Below are 25,391 nucleotides of genomic sequence, written 5' to 3' on the forward strand. Positions count from 1 at the left end.
CTCGCCACCATGAGCGATTACCAGCGGATCGACCTCGGCCCGTTCGAGTCCTGGCGCAACCACTTCGGCGGCTTCGTGCCCGACCGTTCTCGCGACGGGCGCCGCGTCCTTGACCACGAGCTGCCGATGCAGTTCATCGGCGTCACTGCCAATTCCCTGGTACCCGGGGAAGAGGCGGGCTATTGGCATACGCATACCTCGGACGAGGAGCTGTACATCTTCCTGACGGGCACCGGGCAGATGGGGCTGGATGACGACGTTGTGGACGTCGGACCCGGGTCCGCGATCCGGGTGGGCCAGGGGGTGCGCCGCACCTGGCGCTGCATCCCTGAGTCCGACGGGCCCCTCACGTGGTTCTGCATTCGCGGAGATGGTGGCGTGCTGCCGCACCTCCCTGATGATGCGGAGCGCATCACGGATGTCCCGATGCCCTGGTAACTGGCGCATCGGCCTGCTGAGCGGTCTGATCTGCGCGGCGCACGTGGTGTTCCGACAGGGCGTCCTGCGAGCGCGAACTGTGTACAGAACTTTCCTACAGACAGGGGGAGGCGCTGGGGTGGTGCGGCATAACGAGGCGGGTTGTCCCGTTGCCCTCACATGACCTCACACCATGACCACACGACCCTTGAGGAAGTACGGCCTATGGAGGAGAGCGCATGAGGCCGGCAGACGTGGCGGACATGTGGTGGCGCAACGCCACGGTGTACTGCCTGGACGTCGAGACCTACCAGGACTCGAACGGCGACGGCATCGGTGACTTCCGCGGCCTCACCTCGCGCATCGAGCACCTCGCAAGCCTGGGGATCACGTGTTTGTGGCTCATGCCGTTCTACGCGTCGCCCAACCGCGACGACGGCTATGACGTCGCGGACTACTACTCCGTCGACCCGCGCTTGGGCACGCTCGGCGACTTCGTCGAGATGATGCGTACCGCGCGCCACCACGGCATTCGCGTCATCGCGGATCTCGTGGTCAACCACACCTCTGACCAGCACCCCTGGTTCCAGGAGTCGCGATCCTCGCTGACCAGCCCCAAGCGCGACTGGTACGTGTGGCGCGAGTCGCCGCCGCAGGACGCACCGCGGGCCGTGATCTTCCCGGACCAGGAGGACAGCCTGTGGCGCCAGGACGAGGCGACCGGTCAGTACTACCTGCACCACTTCTATCGCCACCAGCCCGACCTGAACATCTCGAACCCCGAGGTGCGCGACGAGATCGCGCGGGTGATGGGCTTCTGGATGGAGCTCGGGCTGTCGGGCTTCCGCGTCGACGCCGTGCCGTACCTGTTGTCCACCGCCGACACGCTTGCCGCCGAGCGGGAGACAGACCCGCACTCGTACATGAGGGCGCTCCGATCCTTCATGGCCCGGCGTTCGGGAGACGCGATCATGCTCGGCGAGGTGAACGTCCCCTACGACGACCTGATGCGATTCTTCGGAGACGGTGGGGACGAGCTCGATCTGTCCTTCGACTTTCCTGGGATGCAGGCGATGTACCTGGCCCTCGCGCGGCAGGACGCGGGCCCGTTGGACGACGCGCTCAGGTCACGACCGCTACCTCCGCGCGACACGCGCTGGGCGACGTTCGTGCGCAACCACGACGAGCTGACGCTCGACCAGCTGACCGATGATCAGCGCGACGAGGTCTTCGCGGCGTTCGGGCCCGAGCCCGACATGCAGGTGTTCGGCCGTGGCCTGCGTCGCCGCCTGCCCGGCATGTTCGACGGAGATCAGGACCGCATTCGCATGGTCTACTCGCTGCTGTTCTCGCTGCCCGGTACGCCCGTGCTGTTCTACGGCGAGGAGATTGGTATGGGGGAGAACCTCGACGTTCCGGGCCGCTCATCGGTGCGCACGCCGATGCAGTGGGAGCCGGGTGCGGGAGGCGGCTTCACGACGGCGGATGCGGACAAGTTGCGCAGGCAGATGCCCGCCCACCCCTACTCGCCCGACGAGATCAGCGTGGCCGATCAGCGCGGCGACCCCGACTCGCTGCTGACCTACATGACGATGCTGATCTCGAAGCGTCGCGACAACCCCCACTTTGGCTTTGGGGACGTCGAGTGGCTGACCAGTGCTCAGCCGAGCGTGCTCGCTCACAAGGCAGTCCTCGATGGCGACTCGGTGATAGCCGTGCACCACCTGGGCGACGGGCCCGTCGAGGTCACGTTGATGCCCGGTCTTGAGCCGGGCACCCAGTTGCGCGACGAGCTGGTGTCGGGCGCGGGCGTGGCCGAGCCGATCGAGGTCGCCGAGGACGGGACCCTCACCGTCTCGCTGGGGCGCTACGGCTCCTGTTGGCTGCGTTCGTAGAGCTTGTGGCGTTCCTACGGGGCAGAAGCGGGACGCACGAATCGGGCGTAAGATAGCCCCTCACCCCTTCTTGGTGGGGACCTCTCGTTGACACCGGCCGCCTGGCCGCAACGTCCCTGGCGCCTCCTTCCGAGCATCGACTCGAGGTTCGTCATGCGTCCCGTCCCGCCCCCCGTCTCTGCCCTGCCTGCCCCCGCCTCAGCGGACGAGCGGCCCACCGCCGTCGTCTACTGCGAGGGCAACTTCGCACGGATCGATGGCAAGACCGCCAACGGCCTGGTGCGCTCGAGCGAGCGCTACCGGATCGTGGCCGTCATCGACAGCACGTTGGATGGGGCCGATGCGGGTGTGGCTTTGGACGATGTCGCAGCTGGCATTCCGGTCGTGGGCTCGCTCACGGCGGCGCTCGCGAATGGCTCGCCGACGCCCCGGACCGCTGACGTGTTCATCTTCGGGCTCGCACCGCTGTCCGGGCTCATGAGCGCCGCAGACCGCGCGGCCGTGCTCGAGGCTATCGATGCTGGCATGGACATCGTGTCTGGCCTGCACGAGTTCCTCGAGGACGACCCGGAGATGACCGCACGCGCGTCCGGTGCCGGAGTGAGGCTCCACGACATTCGCCGCCCCCGTCCCACGCGTGACCTGCGTATGTTCGACGGTGCGATCGACGGCGTCGACTGCCTGCGCATCGCGATTCTCGGCACCGACGGCGCGATCGGCAAGCGCACCACCGCCACCCTGCTGACCGCCGCCCTCAACGACGCCGGCGTCCACGCCGTCATGGTCGGGACCGGCCAGACGGGCCTGATGCAGGGTGCCAAGTACGGTGTCGCGCTCGACGCGATTCCCGCTCAGTTCGGAGTGGGCGAGCTTGAGGGCGCCGTGGTGGCCGCGTGGGAGGCGGAACGTCCCCAGGTCATTGTCGTCGAGGGCCAGGGCGCGCTCAGCCACCCTGCCTACCTGAGCTCGACGGTGGTGCTGCGCGCCAGCCGTCCGCAAGCGGTGATCCTGCAGCATGCCCCTGGGCGCACCATGCTGAGCGACTACCCCGATGTGGCGATGCCGCAGGCGGGGGACGAGTTGGCGCTCATCGAGCTCTTTGGCCGTACCCGCGTGATCGGGCTCGCGATCAACCACGAGAACATGGAGCACTCCGAAGTGGCCGCGGCGGCCGCCCTCTACGAGTTCGAGCTGGGCGTACCCGCGGCTGACCCGCTCTGGGACGGCCCCGCGCACCTGGCGAACATGGTGCTGCAGGCGTACCCGGCCCTGGTGCCGGAGGGCGAGCCGGTTCGGTCGTGAACGCGCCGCGCATCGAGGTCGACCTCGCGGCCATCGAGCACAATGCGCGATCCCTGGTCACGCGCCTGGGACCGGTCGGAATCTCGGTGACGGGCGTGACCAAGGCCGCGCTCGGCTCACCCGAGGTCGCGCGGGCGATGCTGCGCGGCGGTGTCGCTCGCCTCGCGGACTCGCGCATCGAGAACCTCGAGAGGCTGCGTCGGGCGCGAGTGACCGCGCACCTCACACTGCTGCGCTCTCCTGCTCCGGCCGAAGCTGCGAGAGCAGTGCTTGCCGCCGATGCGTCGCTCGTGAGCGACATGGCGGTGGTGCGTGCCCTCGCGGGTGCGGCGGTCGCCGCGGGTCGCAGCCACGGCATTGTGCTCATGGTCGAACTGGGCGACCTGCGAGAAGGCATCATGCCCGACGAGGTCCTCACCAGCGCGCGTCAAGTGGCGGCGCTCAGCGGCGTGACCCTGGACGGACTGGGCGCGAACCTGGCATGCCTCAACGGGGTGATCCCCGGTGCCGAGCAGATGGCGGAGCTCTCCACGTTGGCGGCGCTCGTCTCCGCACGGCTCGGCATTCCCGACCTGCGGGTGAGCGGCGGCAACTCCTCGAACCTGGCATGGGCGTTCGGTCGCGGATCGACCGGGGCGGTCAACGACCTGCGGGTGGGCGAGGCGATCCTGCTCGGCGTCGATCCGCTCACGCTGTCGCCGATCGAGGGCCTGCGAGGCGACGCGTTCGCCGTCGTGGGTGCCGTGATCGAGTCGCGAGAGAAGCCCACCGAGCCCTGGGGTCGCGTGTCGTCGACCGCGGCGCAGATGGGTGACGCTCGGCCGTCGGTCCGCCGGGGCCGGGCGCGGCGCATCCAGACCTTGGTTGCGCTGGGCAGGCAGGACATTGTTCCCGAGGGTCTGACGGCGCCCGCGGGCGTCACTGTGCTCGGGGCCACGAGCGACCACCTGGTGCTGGAGACTGCTGCCGTCCTGGCGGCCGGCACCGAGCTGAGGTTCGGTGTCGACTATGCCGCGCTGCTGCGCGCCATGGCGTCGCCCTTCGTCGCGGTGCTGACGATCGACTCCTCACCGACCCGCTGCGACACCACCGAGCGGGGAGAGGTTGCTCACACGTCTCGTGCGGAAAGCATGCTCTAGGAAGCGCCGGGCTATCGTGTGCGAATGCATACTCTCGAGCGCACACACCTGGTGAAATGCGACCAGTGTAAGAATGGCGAGGCACTGCCGTTCGAGTTCACCATGGCGTTCCAGCCCATCGTCGATATCCAAGAGCGTCACGTGGTGGCGTACGAGGCGCTCGTGCGCGGCACGGACGGCGCCGGCGCGTGGAGCATCCTTAGTCGCGTCACGGAGGACAACCGTTACCGGTTCGACCAGGCGTGTCGCACCAAGGCCATCGAATTGGCTGCACGGTTGGGAATTGAGTGCCGGCTGAGCATCAACTTCCTCCCCAATGCCGTGTATGAGCCGGCGGCATGCATTCGCGCGACGCTGGCCGCGGCCGAGCGTTTCGACTTTCCGATCGAGCGCATTGTGTTCGAGGTGACGGAGTCCGAGGACATGGTGGAGAAAGGTCACTTGACGAGGATCCTCGCGGACTACCGTGACCGAGGTTTCCTCACCGCGATCGATGACTTTGGCGCAGGCTACGCGGGGCTGTCCCTGCTCGCCGAGTTCCAGCCAGCCGTCATCAAACTCGACATGGGCTTGTTGCGCGGCATCGACAAGGACCCGGTGCGCCAGGTCCTGGCGAGCGCAGTCATCGACCTCTGCCGCAACCTCCAGATCGAGCTGGTCGCGGAGGGAATCGAGACCTACGAGGAATACCAGTGGTTCAGGTCGCAGGGCGTGCGCTACATGCAGGGCTACCTGTTCGCCAAGCCTCAGCTCGAGGCGCTGCCGAGCATCGCCTGGCCCGAATAGGCACGCCGCGGGGCCGAAGCCCCGCGGCGTCTGCTTAGCGCGCAGCGATCGCCGGCGCTGGCTCGCGGGAAGCGCCGCCCTCCGCCCGCGCATCGGCCGTTGCCTGGGCCCGGGCATGAGACGGGAGCAGCGTGCCGATCGCGGTGGCGATGGCGAGCACCCCGGCGCCCACCCACACCGCGCGCACCGCCGCGTCGGTGTAGCCGTCGGGCGTGAAGGTGCCGCCCGCCCCCGTGAAGACCGCCGTGAGCACCGCGATGCCGAGTGCGACGCCGATCTCCCTCACGGTCGAGTTGGTCCCTGAAGCCTTCGCGTGGTCCGCGTCCCTCATGTTCGCGAGCACCGCGGTGGCCGAGGGCGCGAACACGAGCGCCATGCCCACGCCGGCCAGGATGAATGCAGGGACGAACTGGGGGTACGTCGTGGCCGGGTCCATCACGACTGCGATCCATGCCAGTCCGATGGATTGGAGCGCCAGCCCGGTGACGATCAGCGCGCGAGTGCCGATGCGGGGGGTGAGCAGGCCGGTGATGGGGGCGATGAGTAGCGGCGCCAGCGTCCACGGCATCGTCAGCACGCCGGCGCGCAGCGGGGAGTGTCCCTGGACGACCTGCAGGAACTGGATGAGGATGAAGATCGCGCCGAACATCCCCAAGCTGAACGTGAGGCCGACGGCGTTCGCGACGGTGAAGGACCTGTCGCGGAACAGTGCGAGCGGCAGGAGCGGTGCGGCTGTGCGGCGCTCCCACACCACGAAGGCGGCGAGCAGTACGCCGCCGCCGATCAGGCCGGCGAGCACCTGGGGACTCGTCCAGCCCGCCTCGTTGCCGCGGACGATTCCAAAGACGACTCCGAACACGCTCGTCATGCCAAGCACGAGACCGCCGAGGTCGGCGCGGACCCGATCTCCGAAGGTCTCGCCGAGCGCGATTCGGATCAGCGGTAGCGCCAGCAAGCCGACGGGCACGTTGAGCCAGAAGATCGCGGACCAGTTCAGGCCCTCGACCACTGCACCGCCGATCACGGGCCCGAGGGCGACGCCCAGGCCGGCGACACCGCCCCACACGCCGATCGCGAGCGGACGCTGACGCGGTTCGACATTCGTCGACAGGACGGCGAGGGACAGCGGCAGCAGGGCTGCCGCGCCGATGCCCTGGACGACGCGCGCTCCGATCAACAGCTCGGGTGTGGTGGCGAGTGCGCAGAGGATCGAGGCGACGGTGAAGAGCGTCACGCCCCACATGAAGACCCTGCGGCGGCCCCACCGATCACCGAGGGCCACCGCCATGAGGATGAAGGACGCGAACGCGAGCGAGTAGGCGTTGATGAACCACTGCAACTGCTCGAGGGACGCATCCAGCTCGACGGCAAGGACGGGAAGAGCGTTGGTGACGACAAGGTTGTCGAGCATCGCCATGAACATGGGCAAGGACGCCGCGAGGATCACGAGGGCGAGCGGCGCGCGTCGGGTGGTCGGAGACATGGGAACCTTCCTTCGGGTTGTAATCGACTGATTACTACAGTTCCGCAGGATAGTAATCGGTTGATAACATGTCAACATGTCCGACGACGAAGCTCGCCGAATGAGCGCGGGGGATCGGCGCGAGCAGATCCTCGCCGCTGCCTCAAGGGTGTTCGGGGAGCGCGGCTACGCCGGTGGCACGACCGATGCGATCGCGCGCGAGGCGGGCGTGTCGCAGGCCTATGTGGTCCGTATGTTCGGCGGCAAGGAGAACCTCTTCAAGGAGGCGGCGGAGCGCGCATCGCGCCTGGTGCTCGAGGTCTTCCGGGACACCATCGCGGGCTTCACGGGCGACGAGACCGCCCATGACAAGCGCATGGCGTTGGCGGTCGCCTATACGAATCTCGTGTCGGATCGCGGCACGCTCCTCACGCTCCTGCACCTGTTCTCGCTCGGCCACGACGCGACCTTCGGCCCGCTGGGCCGCGCGTGCTTCCTGAACGTCTACCGCGCGACGCGGGACGAGGCCGGACTGACGTCGCAGGAGGCGTCGGACTTCTTCGCGCAGGGCATGCTCACTACTGTGCTGCTGGCCATGCGGATGCCGGAAGCGGCGGGTGACCCCGCGGCAATGGACCTGATGTCGTGCACGTTCGGCGAGCACGTCACGGACCTCATCCAGCTGACCAGCATGCAGGCTCCGCTTCAGCCCGGCTCCCGTTGAGGCGCCAGGGCGGGTAGCGTCAGAGCATGGCGAGCGTCATCCTCCTGCACTCCGCCCTCGGTCTCACGCAGCCCGTCGTCGATTGGGCGGAGTCGCTGCGCGCCGATGGGCATCTGGTGGTGACCCCGGACATGTTCGGGGGGAGGACCTTCCACGATCTCGACGAGGGCACCGCCTTCGCCGAGTCCGAGGGCGGACCGCCCGCGTTGGTGGACGCCGTGCTGGCGCAAGCCGCCGGTCTCGAGGGTCCGCGGGTATACGCGGGCTTCTCCCTCGGCGCTGCGGTCGCGGAGCTGCTGGCGCTGACTCGTCCCGATGCCGGGGGGCTGGTGCTGATGCACGGCGCCGTCTCGCCGGCATGGTTCGGGGTGGACTCGTGGCCTGCGGGGCTGCGCGCGCAACTCCACTATGCCGTCGAGGACCCGCGCGGCGAGCCCGAGGAGAACGCGGCCTTCCTCGCTCTCGCCGGAGCTTCGTGCGAGACATTCGTGTACGGGGCCGACGGCCACCTGTTCGCCTTCGAGGACTGGCGTGAGCATGACGGGGAGGCCGCCCACCGCATGCACGAGCACGTCGGCGACTTCCTGAGCTCGCTGGACTGACCGGTCGCCGCCGGTCGATCCGGCCGATGACGGGTGACGGCGGTGACCGAAATCCGCTAGCGTCGCGGACCGTCACGGGGCACCCTGGGGGAGTGACCGCGACCTCCCTGGACTTCGACCGCTGCTACTCGGCGCTGTCTGCACGCGACCCGAGGTTCGACGGACAGTTCGTGGTCGCGGTGCGTTCCACCCGCATCTACTGCCGCCCCTCTTGCCCGGCCCGGACCCCCAAGGCCGCGAACTGCACGTTCTTCGCGACCTCCGCGGCCGCGCATCGCGAGGGATACCGGGCGTGCCGGCGATGCCTGCCAGAGGCCGTGCCCGGTAGTCCCGAGTGGAACATCCGGGAGGACGTCGCCGCTCGCGCGATGCGACAGATCGGCGCGGGAGTCGTGGATCGGGAGGGGGTGGCGGGCCTCGCGGCTCGCCTGGGCTACTCTCCCCGGCAGTTGGGCCGCATCCTCACCGATGAGTTGGGCGCGGGACCGCTGGCCCTCGCCCGCGCGCAGCGCGCCCAGAGCGCCCGGCAGCTGCTGGTCTCGACGGCCATGCCGATCGCGGACGTGGCATTCGCCGCGGGGTTCGCGTCCGTCCGCCAGTTCAACGAGACGATGGCAGAGGTGTTCGCCATGCCACCGTCGCAGCTGCGCGACCGTGCGCGACGCTCCGAGCGCTCGGGCCTGAGCGAGCCGACGGTGCCCGGCACGATTTCGCTGAGCCTGCAGGCGCGGGAGCCGTTCCGCGGGCTTGATGTGATCCAGTGGATGCGCGTGCGCGCCGTCGATGGTCTCGAGCAGGTGGGGCAGGGTGCGTACGTCCGCACCGTCCGGCTCTTCAACGGTACGGCGAGGTTCGCGGCGGTGCCTGGCCGGAATCACGTGCGGGTGACAGCGACACTCGAGCATCTCGCGGACCTGCCCGAGCTGCTCGCGGTGGTCCGGCGGCTGTTCGACCTGGATGCGGACCCCGTCGCGATTGACACGGCGTTGAGATCGGACCCGGCGCTGCGTGCAGCCGTCGCCGCCGCTCCGGGAGTTCGGATCCCGGGAACCGTGGACTCGACGGAGATGCTGGCGCGCGCGATCCTCGGCCAGCAGGTGTCCGTGGGATCGGCGCGCACCGCAGTGCAGCGACTCGTGGACGCGCTCGGCGCGCCTTTGCCCCCCTCTCTGGCGACGCCAGAGGTAGTGAAGGCGTTCCCGTCTGCCGCGACGATCGCCGCTCACGCGCACGAGGTCGTGCGCGGGCCCGCGAGCAGAACGCGTGCGTTGACGGCCGCGATGACCGCAGTGGCGACCGGCGAGCTGGTGCTCGACCCAGGCCGTACCCTCGCCCAGACCACCACGTCGCTCGAGGCCATCCCCGGCATCGGCCCGTGGACCTCTCACTACGTCGCGCTGCGCGTGCTCTCTCACCCGGACATCCTGCTCACCGGCGACAGTGCCGTGCGTGCGGGGGCCACGGCACTGGGCATCCCATCGCGCCCCCGCGAGCTCGCGGAGCGTGCGCAGCGGCACTCACCTTGGCGCAGCTACCTGATGATCCATCTCTGGCGGGCCGCCGCTCCCGCCGCAACCTCCAAGGAGTCATGATGCTCGTCCACACCACCATCGACACCCCCGACGGCCCGTTCACCGTGGTCGAGGACCGGGGCACCGTCGTCGCTGCGGCCTGGAGCCCGAATGCCGATGCTGTCGCGGCCCGAGCGGGACTGTCGGGCTCGGCGCCGGGCGAGTGCGCATCGGCCGCCGCCGTGCTCGGCTACTACCAGGGACGGGCCGATGCGCTTGCTGGGGTCGCGCTGGACCCGCGCGGCACGGCATTCCGCCGGCGCGTATGGGACGCACTGCGCGAGATTCCACAGGGTCAGACGCGTACCTACGGTGCGATCGCGGCGGCGCTCGGCTCGCCAGGCGCGAGCCGTGCCGTCGGGGGCGCATGCGGCGCGAACCCCATCGCGCTGTTCGTTCCTTGCCACCGTGTCAGCGGCGCCGACGGCGCGATCACGGGCTTCGCGTGGGGAGTGAGCATCAAGCGCGCGCTGCTTGCCCGGGAGCGGGGACTCTGAGGTAGTGCAAGCGCGACGAGCGACCGGGTCAGCGGCCCAGCTCCTCGGCGAGCTCCTTGGACCGCGCGGCGGCGGCGTTCGCGCCTGCGGACACCACGCCCTGCAGGCCCGCGTGCTCCATCGCGTCAAGGGCCGCGATCGTGGTCCCTCCCGGCGAGCTCACGCGCCGCCGCAAGGTCTGCGGCGTGTCCCCCGACTCCATCAGCAGCTGCGCTGCGCCCACGAACGTCTGGGCGGCGAGCTGGGTCGCGAGGGTGCGGTCGAGGCCGTGGGCGACGCCCGCCTCCGTGAGCGCCTCGACCACGGCGTAGAAGTAGGCGGGACCCGAACCCGAGACTGCCGTCACCGCGTCGAGGTCCTCCTCCGCGACCGTGACGACGAGGCCGGTGGCGCGCAGCATCGCCTCCGCGATGCCCAGGTGCTGGCTCGAGGCGTACGCGCCCGCAGCGATCGCGGTCGCGCCGCGCGCCACGATTGTGGGGGTGTTGGGCATGCAGCGCACGACCGGTGCACCATCGGGCAGCCGGCTCTCGTAGAAGGCCGCAGGCAGCCCCGCCGCCACCGTGATCACCAACGCACCGGGCTTGTACGCGCTCGCGACCTCCGCGAGGGCGGCGTCCGCGTCCTGAGGCTTGACCGCAATGACGATCACCTCTGCACCCTCGACTGCCTCCGTGATCGAGCCCGTCGCGCGGATCTCGTGAGTCTCCTGAAGAGCGCTCGCACGGGCTGAGTCCTTCTCCGCCACGGTGATTCCGCCCGCGGGCCAGCCGGCGACACGGATGGCGGTGATGATGGTGCCACCCATGACCCCGCCGCCGATCACGGCGACTCGGGGGCTCTCGGACGTGGTCTGCGGTGCGGCTTCGTCGCTCATACCGTCAGGCTAACCGATGCCGCGAACGCCGCGCGGTCATGCCACGACGGGTGCGCACCGGTCACAGGGGGAACAGGGCAAAGAACGTCGCGACCGCCTCGGTCGGTCCGGTGACCTCGAACACGGCCGTCTGGTTGCGCCACACGATCGCCTGGCCGCCGTCGTCGGCCGGGACGGTGACCCTCTCGCCGACTGAGACGCCCCCCGCCTCGAGCGGCGCGCGGTCGGCGCCGTCGGCCGCGAGAGCCTCGAACTGCGCGACTGCTGCCTCGACGTCGAAGTGCTGGATCGCCCTGAGAGTGACACTCGTCTCGCCGTCGCTGTAGGTGAAGACACCCACCTCAGCGGCGCGCGCGGGCAGGTCCAGGGATGCGGGCGCCGGGGCGTCGAACTCGGTCAGCGCGTAGGCCCCGACGATGCCCGGCATCGCGGCCTGAAACTCGGTGGGATCCTCGATCGCGATGGGATCGAGAGCCGCAGGGGCAGGCGAGACCACGATGACGGGCGCGGTGAGCTCGACGGGCTCCTCCGCGGCAAGCGCCGAGTACACCGCGTAACCGATGCCGCCCATCACCACCAGACCCGCGATCACCAGGACCGGCACCGACCGCCACCATGGCGCGCGCGCCGATGCCGGGGAATCGTCCGCTCCACCGTCCTCGCCGTCGCCGCCGTCGGGCTCAGCCGCGGCACCGGGGTCGGCCCCCGCGGCCACCCGCGGGGTGTACATAGAGGTCTCATCGTCGGGGGCGTTGGTGGACTCGTCGTCACCGCTCGGCGTGGATGGCGCATCGCCATTGGCGGGCGCCGAGGACTCGGCCGATTCAGGTGGGGCGGCCCTGGCACGTGCCCACTCGTGCGCGCTGGGCGGCGCGTCCGCGCGCGGGTCGCCGGCGACCCAGCCAGTGCCGGTGGTGGCGCCCTGCGGGGTGAACCAGCGCGAAGGCTCGTGGTCGCTCACCTCAGCGGGCTCCACCCGGCGGACCCCGCCCAGGGGAGTGGGCGCTCCGGAGGCGGACAGCGACGCATTGCGTACCGCCGCGTCGCTGAGCGCGCTGTACGGGTCGCGGCTGGCGCCGTCCCCCTCGGTGACCGCACCTCCCGCAGACGGAGCGGTGCGCCCCGCCACGGTGGGAAGGATCTCCTCTTGGGAGGGAGGGCTGACGGGGGCGACGACGTCAGCGTCACCGTGGTCCTCGACCTCTATCGGCTCGGGACGCGGTGCTGATCGAGGTGAGGAAGGCACGTGTGGCTTCGACGGCGCGACGGCCTCGCGGGGCACGCCACCGTCGTTCACGGGAGCCCAGGGGTTCCGGCCTTCATCAGGGTTCCGCGTCGCCATGGGCACAGCCTACGGCCGAGGGAACGGCGATCAGGGGAGACGAGCGGTGCGTCGCGTGTCTGAGCCCCGGGATAGCGTGTCCGCATGGCCTCCAGCACCCGCACAGCACGCCCCGGCTACCGCTGCACCGAATGCGGATGGACTGCCAACAAGTGGGTGGGCCAGTGCGGCGAGTGCCAGGCGTGGGGATCTCTCGTGGAGGCGGGCAGCGCTCCCGCCGGGCCCGCGACCAAGGCGACGGCGACGCGCTCGCCCGCGCGGCCCATCGGCGACATCGAGGCGTCCGCTTCCGAACGCCGGGCCACCGGGGTCGACGAGTTTGACCGCGTGCTCGGAGGGGGCCTGGTGCCCGGGGCTGTGGTGCTGTTGGCGGGCGAGCCCGGAGTTGGCAAGTCCACGCTGCTGCTCGATGTCGCCGCCCGGGCGGCGCGAGCGGGATCTCGGGTCCTGTACGTGACCGGAGAGGAGTCCGCGGGCCAGGTGCGCCTGCGCGCCGAGCGCATCGGCGCCCTGGACACCGGCATGCTGCTCGCGGCCGAGACGGACCTGGGCGCCGTGCTCGCGCACATCGACGAGGTGCAGCCGGGCCTGCTCATGGTCGACTCGATCCAGACCCTCGCCTCGGCCGCAGTGGACGGCACGCCCGGGGGAGTGAGTCAGGTGCGTGAGGTGTCGTCGTCGCTGATCCAAGTCGCCAAGTCGCGCGGCTTCCCGATGGTCCTCGTCGGCCACGTCACCCGCGAGGGCACCGTTGCGGGGCCGCGACTGGTCGAGCACCTCGTGGACGTGGTGTGTCAGTTCGAGGGCGAGCAGCACTCGCAGCTGCGGCTGCTGAGGTCCATCAAGAATCGGTACGGATCCGTCGATGAGGTGGGCTGCTTCCAACTCATCGACACGGGGATCGAAGGGGTGTCCGACCCGTCGGGCCTGTTCCTGTCCCGCGAGGGCGCACACGTGGCAGGCACCTGTGCCACGATCACGATCGACGGCAAGCGGCCGCTGCCGGCGGAGATCCAGGCCCTCGTCGCGCCCAGCGCGCTCAGCAACCCGCGACGCGCCACCTCGGGCATCGACTCGTCGCGAGTGGCGATGATCCTCGCGGTGCTGCAGCGCCGTGTAGGTGTGGCGGTGGCCGCCGACGATGTGTACGTGTCGACCATCGGCGGCGCGCGCGTGACGGAGCCCGCGGCGGACGTCGCGCTGGCGCTGGCGCTCGCATCGGCCCGCGCGGACGTGCCGGTCCGTTCGGGGCTGGTCGCCATCGGAGAGGTTGCGCTGTCAGGCGCGGTGCGGCCGGTGCACGGTATTGGCCAGCGCGTCGCGGAGGCCGCACGGCTGGGATTCACCGAGGTGATCGTTCCCGCGACTGCTCAGGCGGTCGAGGCCCCAGCCGGCGTGAAGGTGCACGCCGTCGCGAGCCTGCGGGATGCGGTGGGACTCGCGATCCCCCAGGGCTGAGCTCGGGTCACCCGGAGACGAGCTGGAAGCTCGCCTCGGGTGCAGGAACGCCGCCGATGGCGACGGACGCCACATAGGTCCCGGCGCCTGACTCAGGCTCGAGGACTGAGCAGTCCTCGTCCACCCGCTCCCCCGACCAGGTCGCCTGCAATGCCTCGTTGTCGCCCGGCTGCAGGATCCACTCCGCGTCAGGGAAGGCGGAGGAATCGGGGCAGTAGGTGGTGGAGTAGTAGATCCACTCTCCCGAGCGAACACTGAGGTCGGTGCCCTCGGTCGCCGTCGAGAGCATGCATGCAGCGTCGCCCGTGTGCTCCACGGCGACGTCGAACGCGGGAACGCTGCCGACGGAGGGGGTTTCGGGCGAGACCTCGACAGCGAGCGTCACGTCATCCGCCGTGCACTCCCGGCCAGGATCGTTGGAGTCCACGGCCTGGGCCTGAGGAGAGGTGCTGGCGGTCGGGGATGCCCCCGGCTCGTCCTCGCCGGCCAACGTGGCCGAAATCAGGAACCACAGCAGCAGTGCGAGCGCCACAAGCACCGCGACGGCGACGAGCCGCCGGCGCCAATAGACCGTGGGCGGTTGATCACCGACGGGTCTGCGCAGTCCGTCCATGGGAGGCTCCTTCCTTATCGTCACGGTAGCCCTGCCTTGCGCTGGAACAATGGAGCCATGCCGAGCCCGTCCGACACCGCCATGGTCGAGGCGGTGGCGACCTGGTTCGCTCGCGAGGCGCGCGAGCTGCCGTGGCGGGCGGACAACCGCTCGCCCTGGGGAGTGCTCGTGTCCGAGGTGATGCTCCAGCAGACTCCCGTGGTGCGCGTGGCACCCGTGTGGAAGGAATGGATGGAGAGGTGGCCCACTCCGGCGGACATGGCCGCCGCCTCGCAAGCGGACGTGGTCCGCGCGTGGGGCAGGCTCGGGTACCCGCGACGGGCGATGCGTCTGCGGGAGTGCGCGATCGCGCTTGTGGCCGAGCATGGCGGGGACGTGCCTCGCGAGACCGATCAGCTCCGCGCCCTGCCCGGAATCGGCGAGTACACCGCGGCAGCCGTGCGGGTCTTCGCCTTCGGGGAGCGTGACGTCGTGCTCGACACGAATGTGCGGCGCGTGATCGGGCGCGCATGGCACTCGCGCCCGCTGCCGCCCGCCCACCTCACCCGCCCCGAGCGCGAACACGCCGCGAGCCTGGTGCCGGTGGGCTCCCGCGCATCGGCGCTGTGGAACGCGGGCGCCATGGAGCTGGGCGCCCTCGTCTGCACGGCCCGCGCACCACGCTGTGGCGCGTGCGTGCTGGCACCGTCGTGCGCGTGGGTGGCCGCCGGCGCGCCGGGACTGGACCAGGCGCCCCGCCGCACGCAGGCATGGCAGGGCACCGATCGCCAGGTACGGGGCCGGGTGATGGCGCTTCTGCGTGACGCGGATGTCCCCGTCGCGGTCGGGGGCCACGCGTCACTGGGTGATGTGGAGCCCGGTCAACTCGACCGATGTCTCGAGTCGCTGGTGGCGGACGGCCTCGTGACCCTGGTCTCCGCAGACCGTGGTGCCTACGCGCTGTGACCCGGCCCGCGCATCGGCCGCCTGGCTTCTGCCCCCACCCTCGCCCGCGCCCTCTCCTCAAAGTAGGCAAGTCAGGTACTCGAAATCGCTAGGGCTGCGGTCCTGGAGGCAAGTCACGACCTCCTCGCGCGGGGTGCGCTGACAGACTGATCGGATGACGTCGTCGCCCACAGTCCGCCGCGCGGTGATCGTGATAGCCGTCGCGCTCGGCCTTGGCGCGTGTGAGGCGGGGTCGCCGGTGCCCTCGGAGACCGAGGGACAGGACGGGAAGTCGGCATCCAACCGGCACTGGACGGTCACCCACGTCTACGACGGGGACTCGATGGAGGTTCAACGCGACGGCGTCGTCGAGGACGTGCGGGTGATCGGGATCGACACGCCCGAGCGCGGTGAGTGTGGGGCCGATGTGGCCCGCGAGGCGGCGCAGACGAGGCTGCTTGGCGCGGAGGTCACGCTGGTGTCAGGGGCGGAAACCGACCGCGACACGTATGGCCGACTGCTTCGCTACGTGGAGGTCGTCGGCGAGGACTACGGGCTGGCCATGATCGCCGACCGGCTCGCCATCGCGCGCTACGACTCGCGCTCCGACCAGCCGCATGAGCGCGAGCGTCCGTACCGGGAGCTCGACTTAGCAGTCGAGCACCGGTGCGCGGACTTCGACGGCGCGGCTGGCTGACTGCCGGGCTGTGGCGTCAGGCGTCAGGCGTCAGGCGCCCGGCCGGCCCTATGCGCCGCGGTGAGTGCCGTGCACGGCGTGCGGCTCGATAGCCGCGATCTCCTCCGCGGTGAGAGCCGGGAAGTCGAGCGATGCCACGGTGTTCCGGAGCTGCTGAGCGCTCGAGGCGCCCACGAGCGCCGAGGTGATGTGGTCGCCGCGGAGCACCCACTGGATCGCGAGCTGGGCGAGGGTCTGCCCGCGCCCGCCTGCGATCTCGTTGAGGCTGCGCGTGCGCTCGAGGTACGTCTCGGAGAGTTGGTTCTCGTTGAGGAACTGCGAGTGCGTCACTCGGGAGCCCTCGGGAACACCCTTCAAGTAACGGTCGGTGAGCAGCCCCTGAGCGAGCGGCGAGAACACGATCGATCCCACCCCTTCTGACTCCAGCGTGCCGATGAGCTCCTCTTCCGGCCCGCGCTCGTACATCGAGTACGAGAACTGGTGGATGAGCAGCGGCGTGCCGAGCTCGCGCAAGATGTCGATCGCGGCGCGCGTCGCGTCCGGACCGTAGTTGGAGATGCCGGCGTAGAGCGCCTTGCCCGAGCGCACCGCATAGTCGAGCGCCATCATCGACTCTTCGATGGGCGTGTCCGGGTCGGGGCGGTGGTGGTAGAAGACGTCGACGTAGTCGAGACCCATGCGCTTCAGTGACTGGTCGAGAGATGCGAGCAGGTACTTGCGCGAGCCGAAGTCGCCGTACGGGCCGGGCCACATGTCATAGCCGGCCTTGGTGGAGACGATGATCTCGTCCCGATACGGTGCCAGGTCCTGCGCGAAGATGCGCCCGAAGTTCTCCTCGGCGCTGCCCGGAGGCGGTCCGTAGTTGTTCGCGAGGTCGTAGTGCGTGACGCCCAGGTCGAAAGCGGTGCGCATCGTCTCGCGCATGGTGTCCGCGTTGTTGGCGCCGCCGAAGTTGTGCCACAGCCCCAGGCTCACGCCTGGCAGCCGCAGGCCCGAGCGGCCGGAGCGGCGGTACTGCATGGAGTCGTAGCGGGTGGCGTCGGCGAGGTACGGGTCGTGGCTCATGCCTGACAGCCTATGGCCGATGCGGGGGCCGGCTTGGTCTGTGCGACACGCCGGCCGCCTCGCCCCGCCGCGCGCTCGAGGGACATGAGCGCCGGGAATCGCCCGGATCCTGCACCTATGTCCCTCCAGCGCGCTCACCGGCGCGCCCGGAACGCACGAAGGCCCGGCCACCGCGAACGGTGACCGGGCCCTCGTGGCTGGCTGAGCGGAGCTGTTACTCGCCCGGAACGTGCTTGGTCGGGTTCTCGTCGCCGTCGTCGTCCGAGTCTTCGTCCGAGCCGCCGCCGACCTTGACCTCGGGGTCGGAACCGATCGGCTCGCCCACGACGTCATCGCGGTCAACGCCCTCGAACGTGAACTCGCCGAGGATGCCTTCTCCCTGCGCGTCCACGCGGATGATCTGGCCGCTGGTGACCTCGCCGAACAGGATCTTCTCGCTCAACGGGTCCTCGATCTCGCGCTGAAGGGCACGGCGCAGCGGCCGGGCGCCCAGGACCGGGTCGTAGCCCTTCTCTGCCAAGAGCTCCTTGGCAGCCGTGGTGAGTTCGATCCCCATGTCCTTGTCCTTCATGCGCTCGTCGAGACGGGCGACCATGAGGTCCACGATCTGGACGATCTCGTCCTGCGTGAGCTGCGGGAAGACCACCACGTTGTCGACGCGGTTCAGGAACTCAGGCTTGAAGTGCTCCTTGAGCTTGCCGTTGACCAGCTTGACCATCTCGTCGTAGGAGTGGCCGGTCTCGGACTGCACCGAGAAGCCCGTCGCCTGACGACGCGAGATCGTGTCGGCACCGAGGTTCGTGGTCATGATGATGATGGTGTTCTTGAAGTTGACCTCGCGACCCTGAGCATCCGTCAGTTTGCCGTCCTCAAGAATCTGAAGAAGCGAGTTGAAGATGTCCGGGTGGGCCTTCTCGACCTCGTCGAACAGCACCACGGAGAACGGCTTGCGGCGCACCTTCTCGGTGAGCTGGCCGCCCTCTTCGAAGCCGACGTAGCCGGGGGGCGCTCCGAACAGGCGAGCAACGGTGTGCTTCTCGCCGTACTCGGACATGTCGAGCGAGATCAGGGCGTCCTCGTCACCGAAGAGGAACTCGGACAGCGCCTTGGCGAGCTCGGTCTTTCCGACTCCCGTGGGGCCGGCGAAGATGAACGAGCCACCGGGACGCTTGGGGTCCTTGAGGCCCGCACGGGTGCGGCGGATCGACTGGGACAGGACCTTGATGGCCTGCTCCTGGCCGATGATCCGCTTGTGCAGCTCGGACTCCATGTGGAGCAGTCGCGAGGACTCGTCGGAGGAGACGCGGGTGACCGGCACGCCGGTCGACATCGCGAGCACCTCGGCGATCAGGTCCTCGTCCACCACTGCGGCGACGTCCAGGTCGCCGGACTTCCACGCCTGCTCCTTCTCCGAGCGCTCCTCGGACATGCGGCGCTCGACATCGCGCAGGTTCGCGGCCTTCTCGAAGTCCTGCTCGTCGATCGCCGATTCCTTGTCGCGACGCACGTTGGCGATCTTGTCGTCCAACTCGCGCAGCTCGGGCGGGCTCGTCATGCGACGGATGCGCAGTCGCGCTCCCGCCTCATCGATGAGGTCGATCGCCTTGTCCGGCAGGAACCGGTCGGAGATGTAGCGGTCGGCCATCGTGGCCGCGGCGACAATCGCCTCGTCCGTGATGGTGACACGGTGGAACGCCTCGTAGCGGTCGCGCAGACCCTTGAGGATCTCGATGGCGTGGGCGAGCTCCGGCTCCGGCACCTGGATGGGCTGGAAGCGACGCTCAAGCGCGGGGTCCTTCTCGACGTGCTTGCGGTACTCGTCGAGAGTGGTCGCGCCGATGGTCTGCAGTTCTCCGCGGGCCAGCATCGGCTTCAGAATCGAAGCCGCGTCGATCGCGCCCTCGGCGGCACCCGCACCCACGAGGGTGTGAATCTCGTCGATGAACAGGATGATGTCGCCGCGGGTGCGGATCTCCTTGAGCACCTTCTTGAGGCGCTCCTCGAAGTCACCGCGGTAGCGCGAGCCGGCCACGAGCGAGCCGAGGTCCAGCGTGTAGAGGTGCTTGTCCTTGAGGGTCTCGGGCACGTCGCCGCGCACGATGGCCTGGGCCAGGCCCTCGACGACGGCCGTCTTGCCGACGCCGGGCTCGCCGATGAGGACGGGGTTGTTCTTGGTGCGGCGCGACAGTACCTGCATCACGCGCTCCTGGATCATCTCGCGTCCCACGACGGGGTCGAGCTTGCCCTCGCGCGCGGCCTGCGTGTAGTTGCGGCCGAACTGGTCGAGCACGGTCGAACCAGAAGGCGTGCCCTCCTGGGGCCCACCTGCACCGGCGGTCGCGGGCTCCTTGCCCTCGTAGCCGCTCAGCAACTGGATGACCTGCTGGCGCACTCCGCCGAGGTCCGCTCCGAGCTTGCCGAGCACCTGCGCCGCCACGCCTTCACCCTCGCGGATGAGGCCCAGCAGGATGTGCTCGGTGCCGATGTAGTTGTGGCCCAGTTGCAGCGCCTCGCGCAGAGACAGCTCGAGAACCTTCTTGGCGCGGGGCGTGAACGGGATGTGACCGGAGGGGGCGTGCGAGCCCTCGCCGATGATCTCCTGGACCTGCTCGCGCACGCCGTTGAGGGAGATGTCCATGGCCTCGAGGGCCTTGGCGGCGACTCCCTCGCCCTCGCGGACAAGGCCGAGCAGGATGTGCTCCGTCCCGATGTAGTTGTGGTTGAGCATGCGCGCCTCTTCTTGGGCGAGCACCACCACGCGTCGGGCTCGATCGGTGAACCGTTCGAACATTTCATCCTCCTCGTATCGTCCGGCAGGGCCGGGTTCGCCGCAGTCTCCTATGGCGTTGCGTCCAGGCTAACGAGCAGGCGAGCGTGCTCATGCCCATGTTCGCCACCGGCGTGATGGCTGTGACCTGCCCGTGACACACGGCCGATGCGCGGGCCGGCTTGGCACGCGCGTCCGCCGCGCTCTCCGCACTCCCAATGGACCCTGGTACGGGAGTGACGCCTGGGACCGGCCGTACCCGAATATGCGGCGCATGAGCCTCACTCATCACACTGACCATTGGAAAGTGTGAGGGCAGGGGCGAGGCTTGAGGTTGCCATATCGATTGTCGTTGCGTATCGTTTCTCGATAACAACGAATAACGATATGGAGAACACTATGGACAGCGCCACTGGACTCGACCGTTCTGACCGGATCGGCATGTACTTGTCGATCGCGCTGGTGGCCGTGGGCGCTGTCCTCGCGGTGGTGCCGGCTGTCGAACGGCTGATCGAGGTGGGTGACGGCACCGATGTGCCTGTGACGGTGCCGCTGACCGGAGAGATAGCGGAGCTGCCGCTTGGTCCCGACGGCGCTGCGGTGAACGCGACGGTCGACACGGCGACTGTGATCGTCCCCGACCCCGCGCCTGCCACGCTGTTCGCGTTGTACGCCGAGCCCGTCTGGACCGCGCTCATGGTGCTGACGGGTGCCGCCTTCGCAATGGTGCTGTTTCTGCGTCTCGCACGGGGCCAAGCCTTCCAGCGGGGTACCTCACGGCTCGTGTACACCGCTGCGGGAATCTTGCTCGCGGGCTGGTTCGTCGGCCGAATACTGACGAACATGACGACGAATGGGGCCATCTCCGCGCTCAGCAACTACACGTATGAGGACTCCGTCATCTTCGAAACGAGCCTGCTGCCGTTCTTCGTCTTCGTCCTCATTGGCGCTTTCGCCGCCGCATTCCAGATAGGGGAGAAGCTCCAGCGCGAGACCGAGGGCCTGGTATGAGCCCCGCCGAGCCGGACGGCGAGGGCACCGGCATTCATTGTCGACTCGACGAACTCCTTGAGCAGCGCGGGATGACCCTTACAGAACTCGCCGACAGAGTCGGGGTGTCGGTCGTCAACTTGTCGGTGCTCAAGAACGACCGCGCCCGCGCAATCCGCTACACGACGCTGACCGCGATCTGCGACGTGCTCGAGTGCGAGGTCGGGGAGTTGCTGGTGCGGAGCCGCACCTGATGACCGGCACTCTTCGCCACGTCCGTGGCGAGCGGGCTCAGGCCTCGACGATGATCGTGATGGGCCCGTCGTTGACAAGCTCGACGTCCATCATCGCGCCGAACACCCCCGTGCCCACCGTGAGGCCGCGTGCGCGCAGCGCCTCGACCACTTGATCAATCAGTGGCGAGGCAATCGGGCCGGGAGCGGCGCCGTTCCACGAGGGACGGCGCCCCTTGCGTACATCGGCGTACAGCGTGAACTGAGACACCACGATGATCGGTGCGTCCACATCGGACGCGGAGCGCTCGTCATTCAGAATGCGGAGCTCGGCGATCTTGCGTGCGATCGTCGCCACCTGCTCGGGACCGTCGTCATGGGTCGCCCCGACCAGAGCGACGATCCCTTGAGTGTCGAATGAGGCTGTGACCTCGCCGTCGACCGTCACCGAGGCGCGAGAAGCCCGCTGAAGCACTGCGCGCATCGGCCGCGTGCCCTACCAGCCGCCGGAGGAGCCGCGCGACCCGCCGGAGCTGGGGCTCGCGCCGGACACCTTGGGCCGCACGTCCACGAAGTAGTAGATGGTCGCGATTACGGCCGCGATCCCCAGCAAGCCGATGATTCCGCCGCCCGCGCCCAGCGGCCGCGGCAGGGAGATGAATGCGATCAGCGCCGCGACGCCCAGGATCACGAGCCACAGCGTCTTGGACTTCTTGCCGGCGTTCACGTACGCGGTGTTCGGGTACTTGAAGGCGTCGATGAAGGCCCATGCGGCGGCGACCAGGGCGGCCACCGAGATCACCAGGATGATCAATTGCTGCAGGGTGTCGAACATCGGTCCTCCGGCGTGGTCGTGGTCGGCTGCTCAGGCCAGTGTAGGCGGCAGCACGGTCAGTCCCTCCGCCCTTGCGGCCGCCGCAAGGCGCCCGTCCCACGCCACGAAGACCGGCGAGGCTTCGGCGCACAGCAGCGCGCTCGCCAGGTGAATGGCGTCTCCTGCACGCAGGGGTCTGCGGTCGGCGAGATCGCCCGCGTGCGTCGCAAGTGACGCCGTGACCTCGACCGCGGCAAGCGAGGGCCAGAGCTCCTTCCAGCGGTCGCGCGCCTGCGCTGCCGGCGCGGCATCCATCCGGCCGATGCGCTCGGCGGCGGCGAGCACGCTCCTCACCTCGGCATCTGCGATCCGGGAGGTGACAAGCGCGTCTGCGTGCTTCCACAGGCCCACCGCGAGCGGGGTGCCGGTCTCGTGCACGCACAGCTTCACGAGCGCGGACGTGTCCATGTAGACGAGCGACACGCCCTACCTCCGCATGCGGCCGAGCAGGCTCGACAGCGCGTCCTTGGCGGCCTCCGCCTGCGGCAGGCGCGGGACGGCGCGCGATGCAGCGGGGAGAGCAATGAGGCCTTCCGCTTCAAGGCGGGTCAGCAGCGGGGCGGACTCGACTCCGGTGAGTCGCGCGACCGGGATCCCGTCCTCAATGATGACGACGGTCTCGCCTTCCTTCGCGGCGTCGAGGGCGGCCTTCAGTCCCGGGCCGAGGTCAGTTGCCGAGATCTCCACGCCGTTCACGCTACCCCCGCGAGGCGGTCGCGGCGCAGTGGCGCGCCTGCGCCGTCACCTGGACGGTGGGTCAGGTCATGTCGCCGCCGTCGGCGGCGCACCCCTTGCCCATCATCAGCCCGCGCATGGTAGGTCCGGGCTTATCGGGACGGTCGGACGAGAACCCGTCCGCGTTCACGATGAGCTCCTGGCTCGCGGAGAGCGGGCCGCCGTCGGACGGCACCATCAACTCGAGCGTCGGGTCGACCGACCGCTTGAGCATCGCGAGGGCGATCGGGCCTTCCTCGTGGTGGCGTGCGACCGAGGTGATGCGGCCCACCGTCTTCTCACCGTTCATCACGGGCGCGCCAAGGGCGGGCAGGGTGTGAGCCGAGCCGTCGAGGTGAAGCATCGTGAACCGGCGCGGCGGCCGTCCCACGTTGTGCACCTTCGCGACCGTCTCCTGGCCGCGGTAGCAGCCCTTGTGGAGGTGGACGGCGGTGCGGAGCCAGTCGAGCTCGTGAGGCAGCGTGGTGTCGTCGACCTCGTGGCTCGCACGGGGACGGTGGGCGGCGATGCGCGCGGCCTCGGTGGCCCACGTGCCCACGAGCGACCAGCCTGCGTCGAGTCGCGAGTCGATCTCGGCCTCGAGCGTGGTGCGCGGAACCAGCACCAGGCGCCACGCACGGTCGGCGCCGGGGTGGGGTGCATCAGGGTCGGCAGCATACGTGGTGCCGCCGGCGGCCACTCCCGGCCACGGGTCGACCCACGTGGGTGGTTCTCCGGCGGCGGCGGGCGCACTCACGGCCTCACCGATAGCCGCGAAGTCAGCCGTCGCATCGGCGACCTCGACGCGCCGCATGAACTTCATGCGGTCGAGGAAGGTCGCGAGTGCGGGGGCCGTCTCGGTGATGAGCCAGGTGGTCTCGCCGTCGTCGACGACTCCGGCGACATGCTCGATCCTGCCCTGCGGCGACAAGATCATGGTCTCGCTCGAGAACCCCGGCGCGAGCGTGCCGATGGCCTGAGTCGAGAGCGAGTCGAGCCACGTGAGTCGATCGGGTCCGGTGACGGTGACGATGCCGAGATGTGACTGGTCGGAGACCGCTCGACCTGCCGCGAGGGCACGCTGCTCGGCAACGGGATCGCCGTAGTGCAGAGCGACGCCTGCATCGGCGCCGGAGTCGTTGACCGCACCGTGGCGGGAGAGCAGAGGGGAGGCAGTCATGCCGGGGGAACGTCCGGGCACCACGAGTGATTCCGTGCGCCGCTCATGAGTCGTCTCCGGCGGCCTGGGTCTCGCCTGCGGGCTGGTCGGTGCGGGACAGGCGCGCGGACATATACGACTGCAGGTCCTGACCGAAGGCCGCGAGGTCCCACGCCCACATCAACTCGCCGCCGACGTTGCCGTACATGCGCGTCGCGCCGCGCACATCCGGTCCGGACTCGGTCGCGGCAGCGAACCGCGAGGCAAGATCGACGCGGCCGTTTCCCACGGCACCCAGGTAGCAGGTCAGCAGGCCGGAGGCGTCCGACAGCACTACCTCGAGCGGGTGCTGGAAGTCCTGGAGCTCCACACCGTCCGGCGCCTGCGGAGCGACCCTCCAGAAGCCGGACTCGACCGCCCAGACCTGGCCGGCCCCCGCATCGGCCCCGCGCAGGCGCACGGTCGACGAGTAGGTGAGGTAGGGACCGCCGTCGTGATCGAAGACCACGTCCTGGACGATCTCGGCCTTCGGGATGCCCGGATAGGCGACCTCGCCGTGCCCGGACCAGCGGCCCACGAGCCATGCGAGGGGATAGGCCTCCGGGGCGAGGTCGTCAGGAATGGCGAAGCTCACCTCTTGGGACTCCGCAGCAGGCGCCACGCGATGATTCCAGCGATCCACGCGGTGGCGCCGAAGCCGAGCACCGCGAGGACGGTGAACGCGATTTCGAGACCAGTCATAGTCCTGGAGTCTACCCGCGGGCTCGGTCTGCGGGCCACGTGCGGGACGACCGCCGGCTGCCGCCGACGGGTCAGGCGGCGCGCGTGGTGGCGCGCTTGAACCCTAAGTAGATCTCGCATCCGAGGCAGAAGCCGAACACTGCGTTCAGGAAGGAGGCGACCGTGACGAGCGCGGCGAACACGTAGAAGCCGGCTGCGATGCCCAGCAGGCCAAGCACCAGCGCGGCCGCCGACATCGCGAGGCCCATCTGCTGAGCGAAGCGCGGCGGGCGGAACGACTCGGTCTCCGCGGGAGGGCCGATGCGCGGGCGGACCAATCGCTTGAACAGCCAGGACTGGACGGTCGCCTGGGGACCCGCCGTGGCACCGGGCACGAACATCAGCGTCAGCACGCCCATGGCGATGAGGCCGGGCGTGCCGGCACCGAGGATGAGCGCGATCAGGGCCACGGCGAGCGTGATCGCTGCGCCGAACCTGTAACCGCGCGGGTCGATGCGGATGTCCTGGGTCATGGTTCCTCCTGGGGGAAAGTGTAGGCGGGG

General features: G+C 69.3%; 27 protein-coding genes. 14 read left to right on the forward strand and 13 right to left on the reverse strand.

Annotated elements, in window-relative coordinates; genetic code table 11:
* Positions 1-9: 9 nt before the first annotated feature.
* The 5 genes from ACNI3K_RS03195 (at position 10) to ACNI3K_RS03215 (ending at position 5,539) form a co-directional block, all read left to right on the forward strand.
* Positions 10-438, forward strand: a complete 429-nt coding sequence (locus ACNI3K_RS03195) for a cupin domain-containing protein (RefSeq protein WP_419390408.1) — start codon at positions 10-12, stop codon at positions 436-438.
* Positions 439-656: 218 nt separating this feature from the next.
* Entirely contained in the window at positions 657-2,312 is a 1,656-nt protein-coding gene (locus tag ACNI3K_RS03200; protein WP_419390409.1) for an alpha-amylase family protein, read from the forward strand.
* A gap of 153 nt (positions 2,313-2,465) precedes the next feature.
* Positions 2,466-3,614, forward strand: a complete 1,149-nt coding sequence (locus ACNI3K_RS03205) for an N-acetyltransferase DgcN family protein (RefSeq protein ID WP_419390410.1) — start codon at positions 2,466-2,468, stop codon at positions 3,612-3,614.
* Positions 3,611-4,753 (forward strand): alanine racemase, encoded by a 1,143-nt coding sequence (locus ACNI3K_RS03210; protein WP_419390411.1) that lies wholly within the window; start codon positions 3,611-3,613, stop codon positions 4,751-4,753. Before ACNI3K_RS03205 ends, ACNI3K_RS03210 begins: the two co-directional genes overlap by 4 nt.
* A 24-nt stretch (positions 4,754-4,777) precedes the next feature.
* Positions 4,778-5,539, forward strand: a complete 762-nt coding sequence (locus ACNI3K_RS03215) for an EAL domain-containing protein (protein WP_419390412.1) — start codon at positions 4,778-4,780, stop codon at positions 5,537-5,539.
* A gap of 34 nt (positions 5,540-5,573) precedes the next feature.
* Here the strand turns inward: ACNI3K_RS03215 and ACNI3K_RS03220 are convergent, their stop codons facing one another.
* Positions 5,574-7,022: a DHA2 family efflux MFS transporter permease subunit gene (locus ACNI3K_RS03220; protein WP_419390413.1), complete on the reverse strand. Its 1,449-nt coding sequence runs from the start codon at positions 7,020-7,022 to the stop codon at positions 5,574-5,576.
* A gap of 76 nt (positions 7,023-7,098) precedes the next feature.
* Between ACNI3K_RS03220 and ACNI3K_RS03225 the strand changes: the two genes are divergently transcribed.
* The 4 genes from ACNI3K_RS03225 (at position 7,099) to ACNI3K_RS03240 (ending at position 10,395) form a co-directional block, all read left to right on the forward strand.
* Positions 7,099-7,725, forward strand: a complete 627-nt coding sequence (locus ACNI3K_RS03225; protein WP_419390414.1) for a TetR/AcrR family transcriptional regulator — start codon at positions 7,099-7,101, stop codon at positions 7,723-7,725.
* A 26-nt stretch (positions 7,726-7,751) separates the two neighbouring features.
* Positions 7,752-8,327, forward strand: a complete 576-nt coding sequence (locus ACNI3K_RS03230) for a dienelactone hydrolase family protein (protein ID WP_419390415.1) — start codon at positions 7,752-7,754, stop codon at positions 8,325-8,327.
* A gap of 92 nt (positions 8,328-8,419) precedes the next feature.
* On the forward strand, positions 8,420-9,919 hold the full coding sequence (locus ACNI3K_RS03235) for an AlkA N-terminal domain-containing protein (protein ID WP_419390416.1): 1,500 nt from the start codon (positions 8,420-8,422) through the stop codon (positions 9,917-9,919).
* Positions 9,916-10,395 carry a methylated-DNA--[protein]-cysteine S-methyltransferase gene (locus tag ACNI3K_RS03240; protein ID WP_419390417.1) on the forward strand — a complete coding sequence of 160 codons (480 nt, stop codon included), beginning with the start codon at positions 9,916-9,918 and terminating at the stop codon, positions 10,393-10,395. The genes ACNI3K_RS03235 and ACNI3K_RS03240 overlap by 4 nt, the downstream gene beginning before the upstream one ends.
* Positions 10,396-10,423: 28 nt before the next feature.
* On the opposite strand, the gene proC is transcribed toward ACNI3K_RS03240, so the two are convergent.
* Entirely contained in the window at positions 10,424-11,272 is an 849-nt protein-coding gene (gene proC, locus ACNI3K_RS03245; protein ID WP_419390418.1) for a pyrroline-5-carboxylate reductase, read from the reverse strand.
* A gap of 61 nt (positions 11,273-11,333) precedes the next feature.
* Positions 11,334-12,614 (reverse strand): hypothetical protein, encoded by a 1,281-nt coding sequence (locus tag ACNI3K_RS03250; protein ID WP_419390419.1) that lies wholly within the window; start codon positions 12,612-12,614, stop codon positions 11,334-11,336.
* A gap of 84 nt (positions 12,615-12,698) precedes the next feature.
* On the opposite strand from ACNI3K_RS03250, the gene radA reads away from it, so the two are divergent.
* Complete coding sequence (gene radA, locus ACNI3K_RS03255) at positions 12,699-14,072, forward strand: DNA repair protein RadA (RefSeq protein ID WP_419390420.1); 1,374 nt, start codon at positions 12,699-12,701, stop codon at positions 14,070-14,072.
* A 7-nt stretch (positions 14,073-14,079) separates the two neighbouring features.
* On the opposite strand, the gene ACNI3K_RS03260 is transcribed toward radA, so the two are convergent.
* On the reverse strand, positions 14,080-14,685 hold the full coding sequence (locus ACNI3K_RS03260) for a hypothetical protein (protein WP_419390421.1): 606 nt from the start codon (positions 14,683-14,685) through the stop codon (positions 14,080-14,082).
* A gap of 57 nt (positions 14,686-14,742) precedes the next feature.
* Between ACNI3K_RS03260 and ACNI3K_RS03265 the strand changes: the two genes are divergently transcribed.
* Together ACNI3K_RS03265 and ACNI3K_RS03270 are read left to right on the forward strand one after the other, a co-directional pair.
* Positions 14,743-15,630: an HhH-GPD family protein gene (locus ACNI3K_RS03265; protein ID WP_419390422.1), complete on the forward strand. Its 888-nt coding sequence runs from the start codon at positions 14,743-14,745 to the stop codon at positions 15,628-15,630.
* Between the two features lie 154 nt (positions 15,631-15,784).
* Complete coding sequence (locus ACNI3K_RS03270) at positions 15,785-16,306, forward strand: thermonuclease family protein (protein ID WP_419390423.1); 522 nt, start codon at positions 15,785-15,787, stop codon at positions 16,304-16,306.
* A 48-nt stretch (positions 16,307-16,354) separates the two neighbouring features.
* Here ACNI3K_RS03270 and ACNI3K_RS03275 read toward each other — a convergent pair whose 3' ends face one another.
* Positions 16,355-17,371 (reverse strand): aldo/keto reductase, encoded by a 1,017-nt coding sequence (locus ACNI3K_RS03275; RefSeq protein ID WP_419390424.1) that lies wholly within the window; start codon positions 17,369-17,371, stop codon positions 16,355-16,357.
* Positions 17,372-17,585: 214 nt separating this feature from the next.
* A complete protein-coding gene (locus ACNI3K_RS03280; RefSeq protein WP_419390425.1) occupies positions 17,586-20,162 on the reverse strand; it encodes an ATP-dependent Clp protease ATP-binding subunit in 2,577 nt (858 codons plus the stop codon).
* Between the two features lie 375 nt (positions 20,163-20,537).
* On the opposite strand from ACNI3K_RS03280, the gene ACNI3K_RS03285 reads away from it, so the two are divergent.
* Together ACNI3K_RS03285 and ACNI3K_RS03290 are read left to right on the forward strand one after the other, a co-directional pair.
* Positions 20,538-21,149, forward strand: coding sequence for a hypothetical protein (locus ACNI3K_RS03285; RefSeq protein ID WP_419390426.1), 612 nt, complete (start codon positions 20,538-20,540; stop codon positions 21,147-21,149).
* Positions 21,146-21,382, forward strand: coding sequence for a helix-turn-helix domain-containing protein (locus ACNI3K_RS03290; RefSeq protein ID WP_419390427.1), 237 nt, complete (start codon positions 21,146-21,148; stop codon positions 21,380-21,382). The genes ACNI3K_RS03285 and ACNI3K_RS03290 overlap by 4 nt, the downstream gene beginning before the upstream one ends.
* A 37-nt stretch (positions 21,383-21,419) precedes the next feature.
* On the opposite strand, the gene dtd is transcribed toward ACNI3K_RS03290, so the two are convergent.
* The 7 genes from dtd to ACNI3K_RS03325 form a co-directional block, all read right to left on the reverse strand.
* Complete coding sequence (gene dtd, locus ACNI3K_RS03295; protein ID WP_419390428.1) at positions 21,420-21,845, reverse strand: D-aminoacyl-tRNA deacylase; 426 nt, start codon at positions 21,843-21,845, stop codon at positions 21,420-21,422.
* A 12-nt stretch (positions 21,846-21,857) separates the two neighbouring features.
* Positions 21,858-22,196 (reverse strand): DUF2516 family protein, encoded by a 339-nt coding sequence (locus ACNI3K_RS03300; RefSeq protein WP_419390429.1) that lies wholly within the window; start codon positions 22,194-22,196, stop codon positions 21,858-21,860.
* A gap of 30 nt (positions 22,197-22,226) precedes the next feature.
* Complete coding sequence (locus ACNI3K_RS03305; RefSeq protein WP_419390430.1) at positions 22,227-22,658, reverse strand: type II toxin-antitoxin system VapC family toxin; 432 nt, start codon at positions 22,656-22,658, stop codon at positions 22,227-22,229.
* Between the two features lie 3 nt (positions 22,659-22,661).
* Entirely contained in the window at positions 22,662-22,922 is a 261-nt protein-coding gene (locus ACNI3K_RS03310; RefSeq protein WP_419390431.1) for a type II toxin-antitoxin system Phd/YefM family antitoxin, read from the reverse strand.
* A 70-nt stretch (positions 22,923-22,992) separates the two neighbouring features.
* The gene (ygfZ, locus tag ACNI3K_RS03315) at positions 22,993-24,129 is read right to left on the reverse strand and encodes a CAF17-like 4Fe-4S cluster assembly/insertion protein YgfZ (RefSeq protein WP_419390432.1); all 1,137 of its coding nucleotides are present in this window, start codon (positions 24,127-24,129) and stop codon (positions 22,993-22,995) included.
* 43 nt (positions 24,130-24,172) lie between these two features.
* Positions 24,173-24,769, reverse strand: coding sequence for a heme-binding beta-barrel domain-containing protein (locus tag ACNI3K_RS03320; protein ID WP_419390433.1), 597 nt, complete (start codon positions 24,767-24,769; stop codon positions 24,173-24,175).
* Between the two features lie 151 nt (positions 24,770-24,920).
* A complete protein-coding gene (locus ACNI3K_RS03325) occupies positions 24,921-25,361 on the reverse strand; it encodes a DUF4395 domain-containing protein (RefSeq protein ID WP_419390434.1) in 441 nt (146 codons plus the stop codon).
* Between the last annotated feature and the right edge of the window lie 30 nt (positions 25,362-25,391).

The sequence above is a fragment of the Demequina ureilytica genome (assembly GCF_048553575.1).
Lineage (GTDB): Bacteria > Actinomycetota > Actinomycetes > Actinomycetales > Demequinaceae > Demequina.